We start from the raw sequence: 20,592 nt of genomic DNA on the forward strand, positions 1-20,592 counted from the left end.
TCTGAATTGTACCGTAGAGGAATTGAAACATGTCAACAGCTTGGTGTATTTTTTACCGACATCTTGTCTGAATTGTACCGTAGAGGAATTGAAACACATACGTGATCATCGAATTTTTTACAAATGACAACGTCTAAATTATACCGTAGAGGAATTGAAACTGCTTTGGCTTTCAACTTTAATTCCAGTTGGATATGTCTGAATTGCACCGTAGAGGAATTGAAACTGGCTACCGATCAGCACAGGATTAATGCTAAGTGCAAATCTGAATTGTACCATAGAGGAATTGAAACAGCTGTACTCGGATTTCTTGCGCCTGCACCTCGTCTTATCTGAATTGTACCGTAGAGGAATTGAAACCAGAGTCGGGACCGGATGTACATTGTATTCTGGAAGGTCTGAATTGTACCGTAGAGGAATTGAAACGTTTATGTTGAGCTGTCAATGAGAACCAAGAAACAGAGTCTGAATTGTACCGTAGAGGAATTGAAACTCTAAATAAAACTTAACTTTCGCAACACCTGAAAAGTCTGAATTGTACCGTAGAGGAATTGAAACTCTAAATAAAACTTAACTTTCGCAACACCTGAAAAGTCTGAATTGTACCGTTGAGGAATTGAAAAGAGTGGGAAGGGTTGGACGAGATAAAAACTGTCTGTGTCTGAATTGTACCATATAGGAACTGAAACATGTACCGCAGAGGAATTGAAACTCGCACTTAGGAAGGTTGGGGATTGATATGTAATCAGCCTGAATTGTACCGCAGAGGAATTGAAGCTTCGGCCTTTATGTTGCTGGAATTGACCCATACAAGTTTGAATTGTACCACATAGGAATTGAAACAGATTATCCAGGATAATCTTTACATGCGCAACGGTAGGTTGAATTGCCCCTACCGGAATTGAAATAACCAAGCAGCCGCGACCTTGCTTGTATCATGGTCTGATTAATTGTACCTCACAGGAATTGCCCCAGAGAAAATACCCCCTGGGAAGATCATCCAAACAACTCCTCTCCCCAACAAAAAAGGCCGCCTCATCGAGACGGCCCTTCTTCATTTCATCTATTTAAAACTACATGCGAATCATCTTCGCACTTTCTTTACGCGTACCAGCCGCATTAACTGTCTTAATAATCCACGTACCCTGTGGCACAGCACTAATATCAATGCTGATCAACTGCTGACCTTTAGCATTACCCACATATTCCTTACGCAGCACAGGTCTTTCGCCTTTAATTCCCCATATCTCTACATAAATCTTCTCAGCTACCGCAGCATTCACCTGAATCTGCAGTGTTGAACCAGTCACAGGATTCGGATAAACAACCAGTGCCTTAGCTACCGGTGCAGGGCTAACAGATTTCACATTTGCAACTGCTACTTTTGCACTGCTTGAACAAGCGCCCAATGGCTTCCACCAATAATCTGCCGTTCCTGGCGTCACATTATACAGCCCGTTAGCGAGCGATTCATACAGATAACCATTATACACAACCTTATCTCCAATATTATACACCGCAGGATATGGTGCATAAGTAGCCACACCCGCACAGTTACCAGTTCCTCCTCCTGATCCGTTCACGGAGATATTTACTCCCGCACTGGTAGTAGTTGCACCACCATTATCCGTAGCAATGGCAGTAAGCGTATAACTTCCTGCTGCTACGTTAGTCCAGGTATAGGAATAAGGCGCACTGCTTGCTTCACCCAGTTTAGTACTGCCATTATAGAAAGCCACTTTTGCAATGCTGCCATCTGCATCAGATGCGGAAGCAGTAATAGTCACTGAAGCAGGAGCCGTAAATGAAGCGCCACCTGCAGGAGAGGTAATACTTACTACAGGAGATGTGTTACCTGGATTGGTACCACCACCGCAATCTCTTTCATATTTCCATACCTGTCCATCGCCTGTATGCGTGTCCGGCTGTTCATTCTGCGTCCACCATTTAGCCGTATATATTTTGCTGTTATAAACAACCTGCATGTTTGCCGTATAAACAGCACTAGCTGACCATGCAGCGATGCCATCACAAGTGTTACCACCACCGGTACCGTTTACTACAATAGCAATTGTTGCAGAAGTAGTAACCGCTCCCGCATTATCAGTAGCTTTCGCACTAAGCGTATAATTACCTGCTCCTACATTCGTCCATGTATAGGAATAAGGGCTGGATGTAGCTTCTCCCAGCTTAACACTTCCATTATAAAACTCCACTTTGGTAACTGAACCATCCGGATCAGATGCAGATGCTGTGATAGTAACAGAAGCAGGCGCATTAAAGGATGCACCTCCTGCAGGGGAAGTAATATTCACTACCGGAGCTTTGTTACCTCCTCCGCCACCGCCTTTTACAACCACTTCATCGTGAATGGCAGAAAGCAGTGAATAAGTACCAACAGCATCCTGGGAAAGTTCCCACATCATAATACCACCACCCTGATCCCAGGCCAGGTCAGTCTTACTTTTAATAGTAGTGATACCGTTATATCCAACACCACTATAAGTGTCTGCATACGGGCTAGCGCCCCTTGCGATCAATGCTGCATAGCTCTCCCAGCTCGGACGACCATAAAAAGGCACACCCAGTACAGTTTTGTTGGCAGGTAAGCCTCTACCCTTCCAGTAAGATATAGATTGTGATGCATAGGCATAAGTAGAGTGATCATAGTTATTATAATCATATGCCATCAGGTTCAGAAAATCTACCTGTGAAAATACAGAACTGAGTACACCTTCACCACCGGTACCTACTACAGCCGCAGTCAACAGCTTACCCTGTGCATGCAAAGCAGTAGCCAGCTGCGTCATCAACGCAAGATAGTTATTGGCAGAAGCTCCCGGATCCGGATACTCCCAGTCAATATCAGCACCATCCAGGTTATACTGATTTACAAAATTCATAACGCTCGTGGTGAAATTGGTACGGTAACTACTGTTCCCTGCCAATGATTCAAACCCGCTGTCATCACCATTGTTCCAACCACCAATAGAGATCAGCACTTTAACGCCATTGGCATGCGCCAGCGAAACAAGGCTTTGCAGCTTGGAAGGATTGTCAACACCCTGCAACCCACCTGTAGCCGTAGGTAATACAAACGCATAGTTAATGTGAGTAAGCTTGCTGTATTGCACAGCATTTACATCCCCTGACCAGGAGGGCATGTATCCGATTACTCTAAACTGTGCAAAGGACAATAAAGACATAATTAGAAGAGCACAGGACAGCACGCCTGCTCTGATCCATTGTTGTGTTCTCATTGATTTGATTTTAAGGATTGATGCTCAATAAGCTGCACATTGGCAGCTTAAGCAATTTTCAAGGATAGCTAATGGTTATTAATAGGATGTCTATAAGATGTCGTGTTGATGATCGGATAGTACCATCGCTGGGGCAAAAAACTAATATTCGGGGGCCGTAGGTGGTGTGGGCCAGGTAAGGAATTATGTAACAAGTACACAAAGCCTTGTTACCGTTCTTGCATAACGCATGGTACTTTTACTTTCAATCAATATCCTTGTTATATCTTTGAGAGCCTTCCTGAGGGTATAACTTTAAAGCCACAGGAAAGAGCACTGACAAAAATTGTTCAATTTAGGGCCGGATAACATGACACATACAGCAAAAAAGATATTGATTATTAATGGTTCACTCCGGGGAACATCAGGTAACTCGGGAGCAGTAGCCAACCAGGCGGCACAGGTGCTGATAAATGACTTTCAGCAACAGGTGACCCAGTTAACGCTTACCGATCCCCTACCAGGAATCCGGGAAGTATACGATCTGTTGAACGGTTGCGACGGCTTTTTGGTGATAACCGGTGTATACTGGAACAACTGGAGTTCGCCCCTCCAGCAATTTATTGAAGTAACTACGGCTTTTGAAAATACGCCGGCTTTTTTCGGCAAGCCGATTGCCTGTGCGGTAACCATGGATTCAGTAGGAGGTATTGAAGTGGCGGCGAGGCTGCAGGCGGTATTTGGAGGCCTGGGCTGCTGGAGCCCCCCATGTTCTGTACTTGTATTGTCGCGAACAGGCCAGGAAGCCATGGCCGCCTCTGCCGGTCAGCAAGACGATCCAAATAAAGATGTATGGCGGATGGCAGACCTTTCTATCGTGCTGCAAAACCTGACCACGGCTGCAAGCATGCCACGCAATAACTGGACTGCCTGGCCTCATGCCGAACTTACTATTCCCGATGGGCCATGGCCCGGTAAAGGACCGCTTGACATGGGCTCGCTAAAATTTCTCCCATAGCCTGTGTCTGGTTTCAAACCTGCTGGCTTTAGTGAAGCGGTGCCGCTGACCTATCATATTCATTGTTGAGACTTTCATCCATTGTTGTCCTGGCATATAAATAACCGTCGATAACAAGACCTTTATCAGTTATGCGCCCCACCAACTGTTTTGTTCTTTGTATAGGTTCTGTTGTGCCATCAGGTCCAATTTTCACATCAGTGCCACAATAGTCGCAAAACAATTCCTTCAGGTTAAAAACAACACCCGTATCATTTCGGACAAGTATTCCGCTATAATAATAAAAGCCACCGTCGGAAGCAGACCACAAAGTATCTTTTTTACTACCAATACTAACTGGGCTTTGGTCAAGGAACACGCTGTCCCCCTTAACTAATAAATTCCCCAGATGATACCATTTTCTTTCCGGGCTTGAGGGATCATTGTAACAGTCTTTTTTTCCGGTACTATCTGTGGAGCACATTTCTTCAAGCCCTGTATAAAAACCGTCAAATAATGTATCCTTTTCAATATTACCGGCAATTGCCGAACCATCAGCCAATTTCCCGTTCTTTACATTGGATGAACAGGAATAGCTGAAGAGTAAAGTGAGAATAATGGCTATTGATAATAATTTATGGCTCGTCATAGGGTTTTGCCCGTTTGCTCATAAATATACAAAAGTCAATGGTTCCCTTATATATCTGAAATATTTTCTATTTTACAAGCTGATATCCCAACTTGAAATAAAAAAACACAGAATGTTCAATACCCTTAAAGATCTGGCAGGACTACGGGTCGACGATGACAAGATCATATCATTTATTGAGAAAAACGGATTCAAATACCCTAAGAAACCTTTTATTTCCAATCGCAGCACCGACACCTCCTATTGGGTGCAGAATAAAAAACTGGGGATCGATCTGTTATTTGAAGCAAAGATCCACCTTGACAATTATCCCTTGATCCAGGGAGATAAAAAGGGAATTTTTGTACCCGTTCTAAGCAGTGTAAGATGGTATAACAATAAATCGAATACGGAATTCCCTCTGGGTCTGGATTTCAATGCTGATTTTGAATCCCTTAAGATGAAACTGGGAGAACCAACATTAAAGAGCAGTGAGATTTCCCCTGTATGGTTGAACGACGATGGAAGCGAAAGCTTTTACAGGTGGAAAAAACCTTTAGACAATGAGAAAGATATTGTCTGGGGACTCGAGTTTAATGATAGTCAAACCATCAAGTATTTTTCCCTCGGACTGAATAATGCAATGCCTCTCTTCCATTTTTATTACGAATGGCTGTACGAGCGTTTTGAAACATTCCTGTCATCGAAGTATTTTTACAATACAGCTCATCTGATGTTCCTTCAATGGGCTATTGAAAAAGATTTAGTAAAAACCGATGAACAAAAATTAACCATAGCGAAAGATATTAAAGAAGGCAAGCTACCTGTTACCGAGTGGGTGCGTCTTCTTAAAAGAGGATATATGCTGGAAGATGACTTTTCCGCCGAAAAACCGTTCACGCATGCTTATATCAAAAACCTAAGCGGACATGACATACTTTATACCCAGGATGTTGCGTTTTCCTTCTTAGAAAGCGCTGAACTAAAAGAAAATTATTTCGGAGAGGCTGCAACGAAGCAATTAAATGAGATAGCCTATAATGAAAGCAATTATGAAATAGTGAAATCGATCATCGACAAACGGCTGGCTGAATATAAAGAGCATAAATTCAGTAAGAGCAAACAATTATAATAAGCAGGAAACATTAACCTGTAGAACTATAAACTAATAAAATAACAAAACCCGGGGATAATAATTTCCGGGTTTTGTTATTCTCCAATGATACAAATTTCCCAATCACTGTCCTACAGGACCATTCTTCCAGTATTTTACATTTTTCCAACGGGTTTCAGACCTGGACCCGGATATATTATACACACCGCACTTGAAATAATGTGTGGCATCTCCACGATCTGCATAGGTGCCTTTAAGCGTCCCATCCAGATAAACGTATATCTTTCCGTTGTCAGCATCATGCTGTACGTTGACATGTATCCACTTGTCATAGGCATTGGTCATCAATGTTTCGTTGTCATAACGTTTTATAGTACCGTTACTGCCTGCATGGATTTTTAGCATAATAGCTGTTGCATTGGTGGCCCCTCCAAAAACCTGCATGATATCCGTTCCTACAGAACCGGAAACAATGTATACATCTCCCTCAAACTGATGTTTTCCGGAAGTATAATTGTTGTTCATACGAAGTTCTGACCGTGGTCCCGTTGTACAGCCTTCAAATTGACAGGCATCGCCGGGATAGATCCAAAACCGGTGCTCTCCTCCTGAGTAGCTGTAACGGCTGCTCTGAGAAAGATTCCACGGGGTCTGTATACTGTAGGTATAAGATGTCTGCGTCCAGCCGCCGGTGGGATTTGCAGCAGCAATACTTATCTCATCTGTCTTACTGTCAATAGCGGTTGGCGTCTCTCCTGGTTCTATTGCAGCTTTCCTGCAAGCGGTTAATAAAAATGTGGAGAGGATGATAGTGCATAAGATTCCTTGAGGACGGAAAGGGATTATTCCGCCCCGGGGCTTTAATAGGTTCATCTGGCATGTTTTTAATGATGAATAATGAATACCCTAAATGCCGGAACAACTAACGTGGGGGAAGCAATTAAACCAGGCGATGTGGCTCTATTCAGGCATCTGAGGTGTTTATAACGCTGTCAAAATTTAGGAACTTCAGCGCAAATAGCTTCGCAGTTTGATATTTTCTTTTGTCCTGATTATCACACCGGGTCAATGCTGTTCGTTTCCGGACATTTCCCGTTTCAAAAGCGCACAAGAAGAATATCATAATCATATAAAAATCAGCCGATTGCAAACTGGCATTGATATCGTGCATCTTTTCTATCCTATAAAACAGGCTGTCATGTTCAAAAGCTATCTCAAAACCTCCTGGCGTAATCTTGCTAAAGACAAGAACTACACATTGCTGAATATCCTGGGCCTTACTATAGGCATGGCTGTAGTGTTAGTCATTGGTCTTTGGGTACAATACCAGTTCTCGTACGACCGCTTTCTGCCGCAACACCAGCAGGTCTACCGTACCATGTTAAGGACTGACCGTAACGGGGTGGCCGATGCCGGCTATGCGACCTGTCTGCCACTTGCTAATGCCTTAAAAGCAGATATACCGGAGATCAGGTACGTAGCACAGACCGATTGGATAGGCCAGCACAGCCTCATAGTGGGTGATAAGAAAGTATACATTAAGGGAATTTTTGCCGGAGAGGACTTTCTAAAGATCTTTCAATATCCCTTATTACAGGGAAATGCCGCACAGGTACTGAAAGACCCCGCTTCTATAGTGCTTACGAGTTCTACTGCCGTAGCCTTGTTCGGTAGTGAGGATCCCATCAATAAAATTGTACGGATAGATAACCAGCATGAGTTGAAAGTTACCGGTGTACTGGCCGACGTACCGGCCAATGCAACATTGCGGTTCAGCTATATCATCCCTTTTAGTTTTTACATACAAACACAGAACTGGATAAAAGAAAACTTCGATAACTGGAACCTTAATCCCATCTCCACCTTTATTGCCCTGCAACCTAATGCTACTATGGCGCAGGTAGCGCCTAAGCTCAAAACAATTATGAAAAAATATGATCCGGATGGTTATAAAGACCTGAAACTGGAAATATTTATACAACCACTTAAGGACTGGCATTTGTACACTGGGATTAAAAACGGCATTATCTCCGGTGGGCTCATTGACTATGTGCGCATGTTTAGCATAATCGGCATACTGGTGTTGATCATTGCCTGCATAAACTTCACCAATCTTTCAATAGCAAAATCAGAAAAGCGTGCAAGGGAAGTAGGGGTAAGAAAAGCTATCGGTTCTTCCCGGAGGCACATCATGCTGCAGTTTATGACAGAATCCCTGATGATCGCTTCTATTGCATTTCTGTTGGCACTTGTGTTTGTAACAGCAATCCTACCGGCATTTAATACATTGGCTGCCGCTAAAATAAGTATCCCATGGTCGAATATAGCTTTCTGGGCATCCATGTTGTCTTATGTACTGTTCACCGGTCTGCTGGCCGGAAGCAGACCCGCATTCCATCTTTCCTCTTTCAGTCCTGTAAACGTACTAAAGGGTATGCAAACCGGTAAAACAGCTGCACTGCCACAAAGAGTACTTGTGGTTGTACAATTCACCTGCTCAGTGGCGCTGATTATAAGTACTGTTATTGTGTACCAGCAGATACAATATGCCAGGAACAGGCAAACAGGTTATAATGTGGATAGACTGATCATGACAGACGCCAGCAGTGATCTTGATCATAATTTTACTGCATTGAAAGATGAGTTGGTGAACACAGGTCTGGTGACTAGTATAACGAAGTCCACCGTCCCCGCAACCGATCTTTATTTGTGGTCAGGTATTGACGACTGGCAGGGAAAATATGAGGGAGAAAGCCTGGACGTTGCGAGTGTAGGTATTTCGGATGACTACTTTAAAACGCTGGGTATGCAGCTGCTACAAGGTCGTAACTTTGAAAGTAGTAACAAACTGGATTCCGTAAGCGTCATCCTGAATGAAGCTGCCGTTAAACGGATGCGTTTAAAAGACCCACTCAATCAGGTGATAAGCTGGAACAACAAACAGAAGATCCGTGTAATAGGCGTGGTAAAGGATGCTTTAATGCTATCGCCATTTTCACCTGCTGAACCAACGTTCTTTGTGTATAACAACACGTGGTCTAACAGCATCATGTACCGTCTCTCTCCCAATAAAGACGCGGCGGCCACCATCACAAAAATTTCGGCTATCTTCAATAAATACAATCCGGCCTATCCATTCACTTATCACTTTGCTGATGAAAGCTATGAAGCAAAGTTTAAACAGGAAATACTTGTAGGTAAGCTTTCTGGTATATTTGCCGTGCTGGCAATCTTTATATCCTGTTTAGGTTTATTCGGCCTTGCAGCATACATGGCGCAAAAGCGCACTAAAGAGATCGGCATCCGTAAAGTATTGGGTGCGTCTGTACAACAGGTTTGGCTGCTGCTTTCAAAGGAATTTATTGTACTGGTGCTATTCAGTTGTTTAATTGCGTCAGTTGTGGCTTTCAGCTTTATGAACAGTTGGTTGCAGAGCTATTATTATCGCATCAGGATCGCCCCCGGTGTATTTATTGCTTCAACGATAGCTGCTATTGTTATAACGGTGATCACGATCAGTTTTCAGGCCATTCGTGCGGCATTAACAAACCCGGTTAAAAGTTTACGGACAGAGTAAAAGCAGGTAAAGGGGGCCGGAAGGATGGCCTCAGAAACGGGTGTCTTTTAATGTCAGGTAAATAATAACCTCATCCGAAACATTGCAAAACTGCCGCTATGATCAAAAATAATCCCGTACCAGGATGCATACTTGCTACATCGGTAAATTACATAGGAGATAGAGAAAAGCCTCTGCAGCTCCTACTCCCCGGATATCAACACCTGATCATGTCCACGTCTCTATCATTGAGACTATATCCATAATAGTAGTAGTCCGGCAGAAAAGATGCTCGCAAAGGCTGGTTTAGATAAAAGCAGGTACGGCTGACTTAGTGAAAGCCAGTTCTCTTGTTGACTATATTGATGGCACTTATTTCGAACTCAACTCAGGCTTAAAGATGATTAGTTCAGTCCAGCGGAGTTTCACTGCACCGGCATAATCTTTCAGCCATGTGTCAAATGCTCCCGAACCGTAAGCCTCATCGTATCTTGCTGCTAGTGGTTTGCGATACTCCGCAGACAATTCTTTTAAGCCCTCCCTTAATCGTGTTACAGCAATATAACCCGGCTCTCCGGAAGAGGCCACTATATAAACTGCGACGGATTCTTTACCAGCTTCCCACACTTTTTTCAGTTTCCTGGTAAGCTCCTGCACATCAGCAATCTTACCCGGGTTTGCTGTCACATGGTTGATCACTGCCTTGTCAGCATAGTCAGTAAGTTGCACCGTACTCATATCCGCCTGGAAAACGTAATATTCACCCTTACCACGCCCCTCGGTCAACGGCATTATATTGTTGTTCCAGTCTGCCGTATGTGCCGCACTGATGTCGCCACGGTTATTAAGAGAATCCCAGCTATTAGGTCCTTCAGTAATCAGATAGCCGCCAAAGTCGGGACCTGATTCAATACTCCATACCCGCCAGCTCAGATCGCCCTTGTGAAATCTCTGCGCATGGCTGGCAAGTGCTTTTTCAAATTGGGCTACCTTGTCATTTTTTGCAAATACGCGGTTAGTTGAAAGTACCGTTTTTGTTTGCCCTGTACCCAATAGAGGAATGAGTAAGAGGAGGAGGAAAACTTTTTTCATGGTGTATGAATTTTGGTGATAAAAAGATGGGGATGCTTCCAAATAGTAGACAACGAAGCTATGACTAGCTATACATATTGCTACAGTTCGGAGCATAATTATTTCATTGCACTGCTTTGCTTCACTGCGGATCGCATTGTTAATATGTGGATTTGCTCAATAGTAACAAATTGGTTATTTAATGCTGATGCTCGTTCAACAATACCTGTATACTATCCCGTCTCTCAGGTAAATGTCCGTTGCTGCTTTGGAGTTGTTTATTAAGGAGAATCTTATTTGCAAGGTACGCTATTTTTCGACATACTATGTGCCTTTCGCATTTGAAAACGGATGAACAACAGGATAACTTTTTCAGAAGAGAGAGGCAACAGCATCAACAGACTTATCCATATTAGTCGTCATAGATATACTGCCTGATGATATATTAAAGTTAATACCCCTATAACCTGCATCCACAAAGGCGTCCAACTCCTCATCCAGACGCCGTTTATCAACTCCTAAAATTTAAAATCCACATTTAAAGTTGTTTTTATTCAAAAAAAGCCTAACTTAATACTAAAGTCACTTCCTTAAATTTTTTGTTATGGATACTGTTAGAAATATCCTGCAAATAAAAGGAAACATGGTCTACACGATCTGCACCACCTGCACCGTGTACGAAGCACTGGAAGTACTCGAAGAAAAAAATCTAGGATCACTCGTAGTAGTGGACGAAAGTGGACAACTGATAGGAATATTCACAGAACGGGATTACGCACGCAAAGTCATCCTGAAAGGACGCTCCTCCAAAGAAACACTAGTCAGGGACATTATGACCGATAGCCCGGTTTTTATTACACCTGATACAGAAATTGAATACTGCATGCAATTGATGACGAATAAGTTCATCCGCCATCTCCCCGTTATCGAAAACAATCAACTGATCGGCCTTATCTCCATCGGTGACATTTTGAAATATGTCATCAGCAACAAGGACTTCATCATTCAGAATCTTGAACATTACATCGTTAGCTAAGTACTAATTACGTAAGACTGTCTGTACCACTTCCACGCTTTCATTAGTCAGGTATACGGTATGTCAAATCGGATTAAGGACCATCTTTCTTTTTATTAAAAGGAGAGGGTACCCCTGTATTCCTCTTCCGGGAAAATTTTACGTTATGGGAAACGAAACACATGGTATTCCCTTATGGCCTTTATTGCTCTATTCCAGCCTGGTAGTAATATTACTTGCTGCTATCCTTACATTGTCCTATATACTCGGACAACGTCATAACGACCGCGCCACCAACAAACCCTATGAAGGTGGTATAGAACAAACAGGCTCTGCACGCATTCGTTTCTCCGTACAATTCTATCTGGTCGCCATGTTGTTCGTCATCTTCGACGTGGAGGCCGTTTTCATTATGCTATGGGCCCTTGGCTTCTATGACCTCGGATGGCCCGGTTATATCGGCGTAGCTCTTTTTATCGCACAACTTGTAGTCGTACTGATATACGAGTGGGGTATCGGCGCCCTGAACATAGGAGCTGACGCTAAAAAAATATTAAAAGCCCACAAACAAAAACAGAAACAAAATGAAATGGTGGCTAAGTAAAGCAGGCGATCAGTCTGGCCATATCTCGGGAAACGGCAGCATGGAAGAAGCTGTCAGCAGAAGCATTATGCTGACCACCGTCCAGGACCTCCTGGCATGGGGACGCAAAAATTCCATGTGGCCTTTTCACTTCGGTTTAAGTTGCTGTTTCGTTGAAATGGCTACCAGCATCACCAGTAAATATGACGTTGCCAGATTCGGTGCTGAAGTGATCCGCGGTACTCCCCGCGAAGCAGACGTCATGGTTATCGCAGGCACCGTCTTCATCAAAATGGTCCCTATTATCAAACGGCTCCACGAACAAATGATGGAACCCCGCTGGGTAATTTCTATGGGCAGCTGCGCCAATAGCGGCGGTATGTATGATATATACAGCGTCGTCCAGGGCGTAGACAAATTCCTGCCCGTCGATGTATATGTACCCGGTTGTCCTCCAAGACCCGATGCTTTCATGCAGGGATTGATGCTTCTCGCCGATGCAGTCGGTAAGGAAGCCCGCCCCCTTAGCTGGACCATTGGCGAGCAGGGCGTAATAAAACCACACATGCTTTCGATGAAAGAAAGCAGACGCGAAGAACGTACTAACATGACCTCCTTCAGAGGAATAGACGAAATATAAAACTGGATAAATTATGCTGGAGACAGAGCACATACACGGACAACTGATACAACGCTTCGGCCCGGACACATTTCAACAGCAAATAACTGCCGACGGAATACTTACATTATGGACCAGTAAGAATAGTATCTTGTCCGTTGTTCAATACCTGAAATCAAACCACTTTCTGTTCCTGTACGATCTATGCGGTATAGATGAACGGGACAGAGCCGGCAAAGAGAAGTTACCCATTGCTGATTTTACCGTTGTTTATCACCTGTTCTCATTTAAACAAAATGAGTTCATCCGCATCAAGGTAGCATTGGCAGGCGAATACCCTACCCTCCCTTCCATCTCTGCCATCTTTCAAAATGCCAACTGGTATGAACGCGAAATATATGACATGTTCGGCATCCGCTTCGAAGGCCATCCTCATCTGAAACGCCTGCTGATGCCGCTTACCTGGGAAGGTCATCCTCTCCGCAAAGAATACCCCGCCAGAGCAACTGAAATGGGCCCCTTCCGCCTGTGGGATGAAAAGCAGGACAGGGAGCAGGAAGCCCTCCGCTTCAAGCCGGAAGAGTGGGGTATGCAATCGCATAGCGAGGACTCCGATTTCATGTTCCTGAACATTGGTCCCCAACACCCCGGCACCCACGGCGTATTACGCATCATCCTGCAACTGGATGGTGAAGAGATCGTAGACGCTGTTCCCGAGATCGGCTTCCACCACCGCGGAGCAGAAAAAATGGGCGAACGCCAGAGCTGGCACACCTATATCCCTTATACAGACCGCGTGGATTACCTAGGAGGTGTGATGAATAACCTCGCCTATCTGCTCGCTGTAGAAGAAATGGCAGGCATCAAAGTGCCCGAGAGAGTAAAAGTGATCAGGGTGATGCTATGCGAACTATTCCGCATCAACAGCCACCTGGTATGGTTCGGCACATTTGCGCAGGACCTGGGACAGCTGTCTCCCGTATTTTACATGTTCACCCAAAGGGAAAAGATATTCGACGTCATCGAAGCCATCTGCGGCGACCGTATGCATCCCAACTGGTTCCGCATCGGCGGTGTGGCACAGGACCTGCCAAAAGGATGGGATAAACTCGTACGTGAGTTCGTTGACAACTTCCCAAAACATCTGAAGGACTATAACGACATGGTGCTACGGAATAGCCTCATAAAAGCCCGTACTAAAGGCATCGGTGTCTATACGCTTGAAGAGGCTATCGAATGGGGGGTAACGGGGCCTGGATTGAGGGCCTGCGGATTCGAATGGGACTTCCGCAAAAAAAGGCCCTACTCAGGTTACGAAATGTTTGATTTCGATATCCCCATTGCCCAGAATGGCGACTGTTATGACCGCTCCATCGTAAGAGTGGAAGAAATGAGACAAAGCCTCCGCATCGTCGAACAATGCCTTAACAATATGCCCGAAGGAAACTATAAGGCAGACCACCCGCTCACCACTCCTCCCATTAAAAAACATACCATGCAGGACATAGAAACCCTCATCAATCACTTCCTGAATGTGAGCTGGGGGCCAGTTATCCCTCCGGGAGAAGCGATGAGCTGCGTGGAAGCAACAAAGGGAGCTAACAGCTACTACCTCGTGAGCGACGGTAACACATCATCTTACCGTACACGCATACGCACTCCGTCATTTGCTCATATGCAGATGGTACCCTACATCAGTAAAGGTTATACAGTGGCAGACCTGCTTTCCATACTGGGAAGTGTGGATTATGTACTGGCAGATATAGACAGATAGTGAAATCATTTTTTATGCTTACAGCAACAGAAAGACAAGCAATAGATCACGAAATAAGCCTGGTGCCCTACAAAAAGGCATCAGTGATCGAGGCGTTGAAAATTGTGCAGCAACACCGCGGATGGATCAGTGACGAAAGTGTGGAAGCCATTGCAGACTATCTGGAAATAAGTCCTGCGGAAGTAGACAGCGTCGCTACTTTCTATAATCTCATCTTCCGTAAACCCGTAGGCAGACACGTTATCCTGCTGTGCGACAGTATCTCCTGTTATGTGATGGGATACCGCTCCCTGCAAAAAGCCCTTGAAGACAAGTTGCATATCCGCATGGGAGAAACAAGCAACGATCAACGGTTTACGCTACTGCCCAATGTTTGCCTCGGCTGCTGTGATCATGCTCCTGCACTAATGATCGATAAAGACCTCTACAGTGATGTGGAGCCCACAATGCTGGATGATATCTTAAAAAAATATACATAATAAAATGGAACGTCCACTTACCAGGAACATTCATCCGGATCGCCCGCCGCTTAACCTGAAAGAATATGAAATGACGGGCGGATATGCTGCCGTGCGCAAGGTATGTGGTGGTGGAATGTCCCCAGCTGCACTCCAGAAGCTGGTACAGGACAGTAATCTGAAAGGACGCGGTGGCGCCGGTTTTAACACCGGCATCAAATGGAGCCTTATCCCTATGGGTGACCAGGCCCCTCATCCCAAATATCTTATCGCCAATGCAGACGAAATGGAACCTGGCACCTTCAAAGACAGGGTATTGCTGGAAGGAAATCCACATCAGCTCATAGAAGGCATGATCCTGGCTGCTTACGCCATCCAGGCAGAAGTTGCTTATGTGTTCCTGCGCTGGGCATACCACAAAGCTGCAGACCTCATCAGGAAAAGCATTCAGGAAGCATATGATGCCGGCTACCTTGGTAAGGATATCCTCGGGAGTGGTTTTCACCTGGACATGCACCTGCACACAGGCGTAGGCCGATATATGTGTGGAGAAGAAACTGCATTGCTGAACGCGTTGGAAGGGAAACGCGCCACACCAAGGGCCAAACCGCCCTTCCCACAGATCAGCGGTTTGTTTGGTAAACCCACTATTGTGAATAATGTAGAAACACTTTGCTGTGTTCCCCATATTGTCAACAACGGCGCTGACTGGTTCAAAGGACTTAGTTATAGCGAAGACGGCGGCACCAAACTATACGGCGTAAGCGGTAAAGTGAAAAGACCAGGCGCCTGGGAACTACCTATGGGTGTTACCATGCGCGAGCTGATAGAAGAACATGCCGGTGGCATGAAAAACGGGGTGCAACTGAAAGGCGTATTGCCCGGTGGCGCATCCACAGACTTTCTCACTACACAGCACCTCGATATCAAAATGGATTATAAATCTGTTGCAGCGGCAGGCAGCCGTTTAGGCACAGGTACCATGATCGTAATGGATAGTGAGACCTGCCCCGTTGGATTCGTACACAACCTCCAGCATTTCTTTGCACAGGAAAGCTGCGGATGGTGTACTCCCTGCCGGGAAGGCCTGCCCTGGGTAGAAAAGATCCTGCTCTCTCTCGAAAAAGGAGATGGCACGCCGGAAGATCTCGAACTGCTGAACATGCATACGCAATTCCTTGGCCCTGGTAATACTTTCTGCGCGCTGGCGCCCGGTGCTATGGAACCATTGCAGAGTGCACTGAAATATTTCCGTGATGATTTCGAAAAACATATTGAGCATAAGAAATGTCCGTATGATTAACGAAGAATAGTATATAAATCCATCGTCAACATGCCTACAATTTATATTGATAACAAACCCTTCGATGTAAAGACAGGTAAGAACCTGCTGGAAGCCTGTCTGAGCCTCGGAATTGATCTGCCCTATTTCTGCTGGCATCCTGCCATGGGAAGCGTCGGCGCATGCCGTCAGTGTGCAATAAAGGTCTTTAAAGATGAAGAAGACACCCGTGGTCGTCTGGTCATGAGCTGCATGGAAGGTGTAAAAGACGGAATGCGCATTTCTGTAAATGATGAAACAGCCAAAGCTTTCCGCTCGCAGGTAATAGAATGGCTGATGACCAATCACCCGCATGACTGCCCCGTATGCGATGAAGGCGGTTGCTGCCATCTCCAGGATATGACTGTGATGTCAGGACATAACTACCGGCACTATCATTTCAAAAAACGCACTTATCCCAATCAATACCTGGGCCCCCTCATCAATCATGAAATGAACCGCTGTATCCAGTGTTATCGCTGTGTACGTTTTTACCACGATTATGCAGGAGGAAAAGACCTCAATGTTTTTGCAGCGCACAATCACGTTTATTTCGGCAGGGAAAAAGACGGCGTGCTGGAAAGCCCCTTCAGTGGTAACCTGGCGGAAGTATGCCCCACCGGTGTTTTTACAGATAAGACCTTAAAAGAACATTATACCCGCAAATGGGATCTCACCAATGCACCATCCGTTTGTCAGCATTGCAGCCTTGGTTGTAATACGATTGCCGGCGAACGTTACGGGCAACTGCGTAATATCGTCAACAGGTATAACCATGAAGTGAACGGCTATTTCCTGTGCGACAAAGGGCGCTTCGGATATGAATTTGTAAACAGTGAAAACCGCATCACACAGCCACTCATTCGTAACCAGCCAATAGAAGCCACAGAACATGACACTGTGCTGCAGTATATGCGCGCATTGGTAACCGGACATAACCTGATTGGCATCGGCTCTCCGAGAGCGTCTCTTGAAAGCAATTACGCTCTTCTTGAGCTGGTAGGCAAAGAGAACTTCTACCAGGGCGTACCGGATGACCTGGTATACGTTGAACAGAAAATAGTGGATATCCTGCAATCCGGTACTGTCCACACCCCTTCCCTGAAAGAGATCGAACAGGCAGATGCAGTGCTGGTACTGGGTGAAGATATCTGGAATACGGCGCCCATCATGGCGCTGGCTGTACGCCAGTCAGTCATGAAGACGGCCGCTACGCATACTACTGAACAGCTGCCCATTCCTACCTGGCATGATGCAGCCATCAAAGAACTGGTGCAGGAGGATAAAGGATTCCTGGCCAACATCACCATGCTGCCCTCTCCTCTTGACGAGATATCCTCTTCTTCCATGAAGGCAGCACCGGATGATATGGCAAGGCTGGGTTTTGCAATAGCGCATATACTCAACCCTTCACTTCCGGAGGTACGCAATGCAGGAGAAGAACTCCTCTCCTATGCCGCCACCATCAGTAAAGCCCTGCAAGCCGCGAAGCATCCGGTTATCATTACGGGTACGTCCTGCTGGAACAACGCGCTGATCAGGGCTGCCTTTGATATTGCTGCAGCACTGGACATGAATGAGAAGAAAGCAGGGCTGGCATTTGTCATGCAGGATTGCAACAGCATGGGCCTTGCCATGACGCGTGCGTCATCGTTCGACAGAGCAGTTGCTGCCATACAACGCACTACAAACGTTACCGCTATCATCCTGGAAAATGATCTCTACCGTTCTATCCCGGCCGCTAAAGCAGATACATTCTTCAACAAGTGTAAACATATCGTCGTTCTCGACACATTGCACAATCGCACTACAGAGAAAGCGCATGTGCTGATCCCCGCTGCTACGTTCGCGGAGGCAGATGGCACATTCGTGAATAACGAAGCCCGTGCGCAACGCAGCAGCCAGGTATTCATGCCGGCAAACAGTGAGATAAGAGAAAGCTTCAAATGGCTCGCCGACATCAAATCATTAGTAACAACTGCCTCCAACGGTCACGGAAAACATATGGACGATCTGCTGCACGCATTGGAAGCCAGGCTTCCACAGTTTGCAGGTGTATCCAGGGTAGCGCCACCACACGACTTTCGTATCCATGGCGCCCGTATTCCGCGTGAATCACACCGCTATAGCGGCCGTACAGCCATGCTGGCCAATCTGACCGTAAGCGAGCCAAAACCACTACAGGACGACGACTCATCTCTGTCATATACAATGGAAGGATACAGGGGCTTGCCGCCTTCTCCCCTTATTCCTTTCTTCTGGGCGCCGGGGTGGAACTCCGGTCAGTCAGTGACCAAGTACCAGGAAGAAGCCGGCGGCGCACTGAAAGGAGGTGATCCTGGTATCCGGTTGTTTGAACAGACCACTGCACCACCCGTATTCTCAAAAGACATCCCTGATGCATTTACTCCCCGGGCAGGCAAATGGATGCTGCTCCCACAGTATCACATCTTTGGCTCCGGCGAACTAAGTGTATACACAAAAGGGATTGCCTCACTTTCTGCTGAACCTTATGTCTCATTATCCAGACGCGATGCGGAGCAGTCCCAGTTAAAGAACGGGGATACTGTTGCTGTAAAGACCGATGGTAAAACATACACACTCCCGCTCTCCATAAACGAATCATTACCCGATGGCATCATACTGGTGCCGGCAGGACTGACAGGCATGGAAGCACTCAGCTGGGGTGCATGGGTGAACCTCTCAACTGTAATCGTATGACTGTAATGCAACACATATGGATCGTTTTAGGCGTACTCTTCGTATTCCTGAATATTGCTGCAGGGCTCATCTGGGTTGAACGCAGACTGCTGGCCTTGTGGCAGGACAGATTAGGTCCAAACCGTGCAGGGCCACTGGGGCTTTTTATTGTACTGGCAGATACGCTGAAGCTCTTCTTTAAAGAAGACTGGATCCCGCCATTCGCCGATAAATGGGTATTTATCCTTGCCCCTGCTATTGTAGTGGCCAGTGTACTGATGGGCATTGCCATCATTCCTTTTGCGCCCGGCATTGTGGTAGCCGATCTGAATGTTGGTCTGATGTTCTTCCTGGCGATGTCATCGTTGGGCGTATACAGTATCGTATTGGGAGGATGGGCTTCCAATAATAAGTACTCCCTGTTGGGTGCTTTGCGGGGCGCCTCTCAGATGATCGCCTATGAAGTGTTCATGGGACTTTCCCTGATGGGGGTGGTCATGCTGAGCAAGTCTTTCAACCTGACAGATATTGTAAACGCACAGAAAGGCCTGTGGTTTGTCGTTACACAGCCCATTGGCTTTGTCGTCTTCTTTATCGCCGGCCTTGCAGAAACCCATCGCCTGCCCTTTGATATTCCTGAAGCAGAGAGTGAGCTGATAGCTGGGTTCCACTCAGAATATTCAGGGATGAAATTTGGGATGTTCTTTATCGGCGAATACCTGGGTATTTCACTGATCTCGGCAATGACAGCCACGCTATTTTTCGGCGGATGGCTGGGACCTGCGTTCCTGCCTCCGGTAGTATGGTTCTTCCTGAAAACATTTCTCTTCATCGGGCTTTTTATACTGCTGCGTGCTTCACTGCCACGTCCCCGCTATGACCAGCTGATGGGCTATGGCTGGAAACTGCTGTTGCCACTGGTATTGCTCAATCTTTTGGTTACCGGTGCAATTGCACTCTGGCTCAGATCTTAAAATGACGATAACATAAAACTTATAACAATGATTAGTCACCTGCGTACAATGTGGTTGGTCTTCCGGCACCTCTTCCAGAAAAAGGTCACTGTACAATATCCGGAAGAAAAAGTGCCCCTGTATCCGCGATGGAGAGGACGTATTGTGCTCACAAAAGATCCTGATGGTGGTGAACGCTGTGTAGGTTGTTATCTGTGTGCTGCTGCATGTCCGGTGGATTGTATCGCGCTGCAGGCCACAGAAAATGAGGAGGGGCGCAGATACCCGGAATTCTTCCGCATCAATTTCTCCCGCTGCATCTTTTGTGGATACTGTGAGGAAGCATGCCCTACATACGCTATACAGCTGATCCCCGATTTTGAGATGGCGGAATACAACCGTCAGGACCTGGTATACGAAAAAGAAGATCTGCTGATCGACAGCCAGGGGAAATATCCCGGTTATAACTTCTATAACGTGGCTGGTCTTGATGCAGGCGTGAAAGAAAAAGGTAAGGGAGAAGATGAAGAAACCCCGGTAGATATCAAAAGTTTATTACCCTGA

General features: G+C 45.8%; 16 protein-coding genes and 1 CRISPR repeat array. Of the genes, 12 read left to right on the forward strand and 4 right to left on the reverse strand.

Annotated elements, in window-relative coordinates:
* Positions 1-843: direct repeats of the CRISPR family, unit length 29 nt; unit sequence TCTGAATTGTACCGTAGAGGAATTGAAAC.
* A 230-nt stretch (positions 844-1,073) separates the two neighbouring features.
* Entirely contained in the window at positions 1,074-3,260 is a 2,187-nt protein-coding gene (locus F3I09_RS08065) for a glycosyl hydrolase family 18 protein (protein ID WP_149694531.1), read from the reverse strand.
* Between the two features lie 349 nt (positions 3,261-3,609).
* On the opposite strand from F3I09_RS08065, the gene F3I09_RS08070 reads away from it, so the two are divergent.
* Positions 3,610-4,257, forward strand: coding sequence for an NAD(P)H-dependent oxidoreductase (locus F3I09_RS08070; RefSeq protein ID WP_149694532.1), 648 nt, complete (start codon positions 3,610-3,612; stop codon positions 4,255-4,257).
* Between the two features lie 28 nt (positions 4,258-4,285).
* Here F3I09_RS08070 and F3I09_RS08075 read toward each other — a convergent pair whose 3' ends face one another.
* Positions 4,286-4,885 (reverse strand): hypothetical protein, encoded by a 600-nt coding sequence (locus F3I09_RS08075; RefSeq protein ID WP_149694533.1) that lies wholly within the window; start codon positions 4,883-4,885, stop codon positions 4,286-4,288.
* 112 nt (positions 4,886-4,997) lie between these two features.
* Between F3I09_RS08075 and F3I09_RS08080 the strand changes: the two genes are divergently transcribed.
* Positions 4,998-5,996: a hypothetical protein gene (locus F3I09_RS08080; RefSeq protein ID WP_149694534.1), complete on the forward strand. Its 999-nt coding sequence runs from the start codon at positions 4,998-5,000 to the stop codon at positions 5,994-5,996.
* A gap of 105 nt (positions 5,997-6,101) precedes the next feature.
* Here F3I09_RS08080 and F3I09_RS08085 read toward each other — a convergent pair whose 3' ends face one another.
* Positions 6,102-6,851, reverse strand: a complete 750-nt coding sequence (locus tag F3I09_RS08085) for a polysaccharide lyase family 7 protein (RefSeq protein ID WP_149694535.1) — start codon at positions 6,849-6,851, stop codon at positions 6,102-6,104.
* A 325-nt stretch (positions 6,852-7,176) separates the two neighbouring features.
* Here F3I09_RS08085 and F3I09_RS08090 point away from each other — a divergent pair, with 325 nt between their 5' ends.
* A complete protein-coding gene (locus F3I09_RS08090) occupies positions 7,177-9,555 on the forward strand; it encodes an ABC transporter permease (protein WP_149694536.1) in 2,379 nt (792 codons plus the stop codon).
* Between the two features lie 351 nt (positions 9,556-9,906).
* On the opposite strand, the gene F3I09_RS08095 is transcribed toward F3I09_RS08090, so the two are convergent.
* Complete coding sequence (locus F3I09_RS08095) at positions 9,907-10,626, reverse strand: hypothetical protein (protein ID WP_149694537.1); 720 nt, start codon at positions 10,624-10,626, stop codon at positions 9,907-9,909.
* A gap of 583 nt (positions 10,627-11,209) precedes the next feature.
* Between F3I09_RS08095 and F3I09_RS08100 the strand changes: the two genes are divergently transcribed.
* The 9 genes from F3I09_RS08100 (at position 11,210) to nuoI (ending at position 20,592) form a co-directional block, all read left to right on the forward strand.
* Positions 11,210-11,641: a CBS domain-containing protein gene (locus F3I09_RS08100; RefSeq protein ID WP_149694538.1), complete on the forward strand. Its 432-nt coding sequence runs from the start codon at positions 11,210-11,212 to the stop codon at positions 11,639-11,641.
* Positions 11,642-11,786: 145 nt separating this feature from the next.
* A complete protein-coding gene (locus tag F3I09_RS08105) occupies positions 11,787-12,224 on the forward strand; it encodes an NADH-quinone oxidoreductase subunit A (protein ID WP_149694539.1) in 438 nt (145 codons plus the stop codon).
* Positions 12,205-12,843, forward strand: a complete 639-nt coding sequence (locus F3I09_RS08110) for an NADH-quinone oxidoreductase subunit B (protein ID WP_149694540.1) — start codon at positions 12,205-12,207, stop codon at positions 12,841-12,843. The genes F3I09_RS08105 and F3I09_RS08110 overlap by 20 nt, the downstream gene beginning before the upstream one ends.
* 13 nt (positions 12,844-12,856) lie before the next feature.
* Positions 12,857-14,596, forward strand: coding sequence for an NADH-quinone oxidoreductase subunit C/D (gene nuoC, locus F3I09_RS08115; protein WP_149694541.1), 1,740 nt, complete (start codon positions 12,857-12,859; stop codon positions 14,594-14,596).
* Positions 14,597-14,610: 14 nt separating this feature from the next.
* Positions 14,611-15,075 (forward strand): NADH-quinone oxidoreductase subunit NuoE, encoded by a 465-nt coding sequence (gene nuoE, locus F3I09_RS08120; RefSeq protein WP_149694542.1) that lies wholly within the window; start codon positions 14,611-14,613, stop codon positions 15,073-15,075.
* A 4-nt stretch (positions 15,076-15,079) separates the two neighbouring features.
* On the forward strand, positions 15,080-16,357 hold the full coding sequence (gene nuoF, locus F3I09_RS08125; protein ID WP_188133735.1) for an NADH-quinone oxidoreductase subunit NuoF: 1,278 nt from the start codon (positions 15,080-15,082) through the stop codon (positions 16,355-16,357).
* A gap of 30 nt (positions 16,358-16,387) precedes the next feature.
* Complete coding sequence (gene nuoG / locus F3I09_RS08130; protein WP_149694544.1) at positions 16,388-19,096, forward strand: NADH-quinone oxidoreductase subunit NuoG; 2,709 nt, start codon at positions 16,388-16,390, stop codon at positions 19,094-19,096.
* Entirely contained in the window at positions 19,093-20,049 is a 957-nt protein-coding gene (gene nuoH / locus F3I09_RS08135) for an NADH-quinone oxidoreductase subunit NuoH (RefSeq protein ID WP_149694545.1), read from the forward strand. The genes nuoG and nuoH overlap by 4 nt, the downstream gene beginning before the upstream one ends.
* Before the next feature lie 27 nt (positions 20,050-20,076).
* Positions 20,077-20,592 (forward strand): NADH-quinone oxidoreductase subunit NuoI, encoded by a 516-nt coding sequence (gene nuoI, locus F3I09_RS08140; RefSeq protein WP_149694546.1) that lies wholly within the window; start codon positions 20,077-20,079, stop codon positions 20,590-20,592.

This window comes from Chitinophaga sp. CF418, from assembly GCF_900142925.1.
Classification (GTDB): Bacteria; Bacteroidota; Bacteroidia; order Chitinophagales; family Chitinophagaceae; genus Chitinophaga.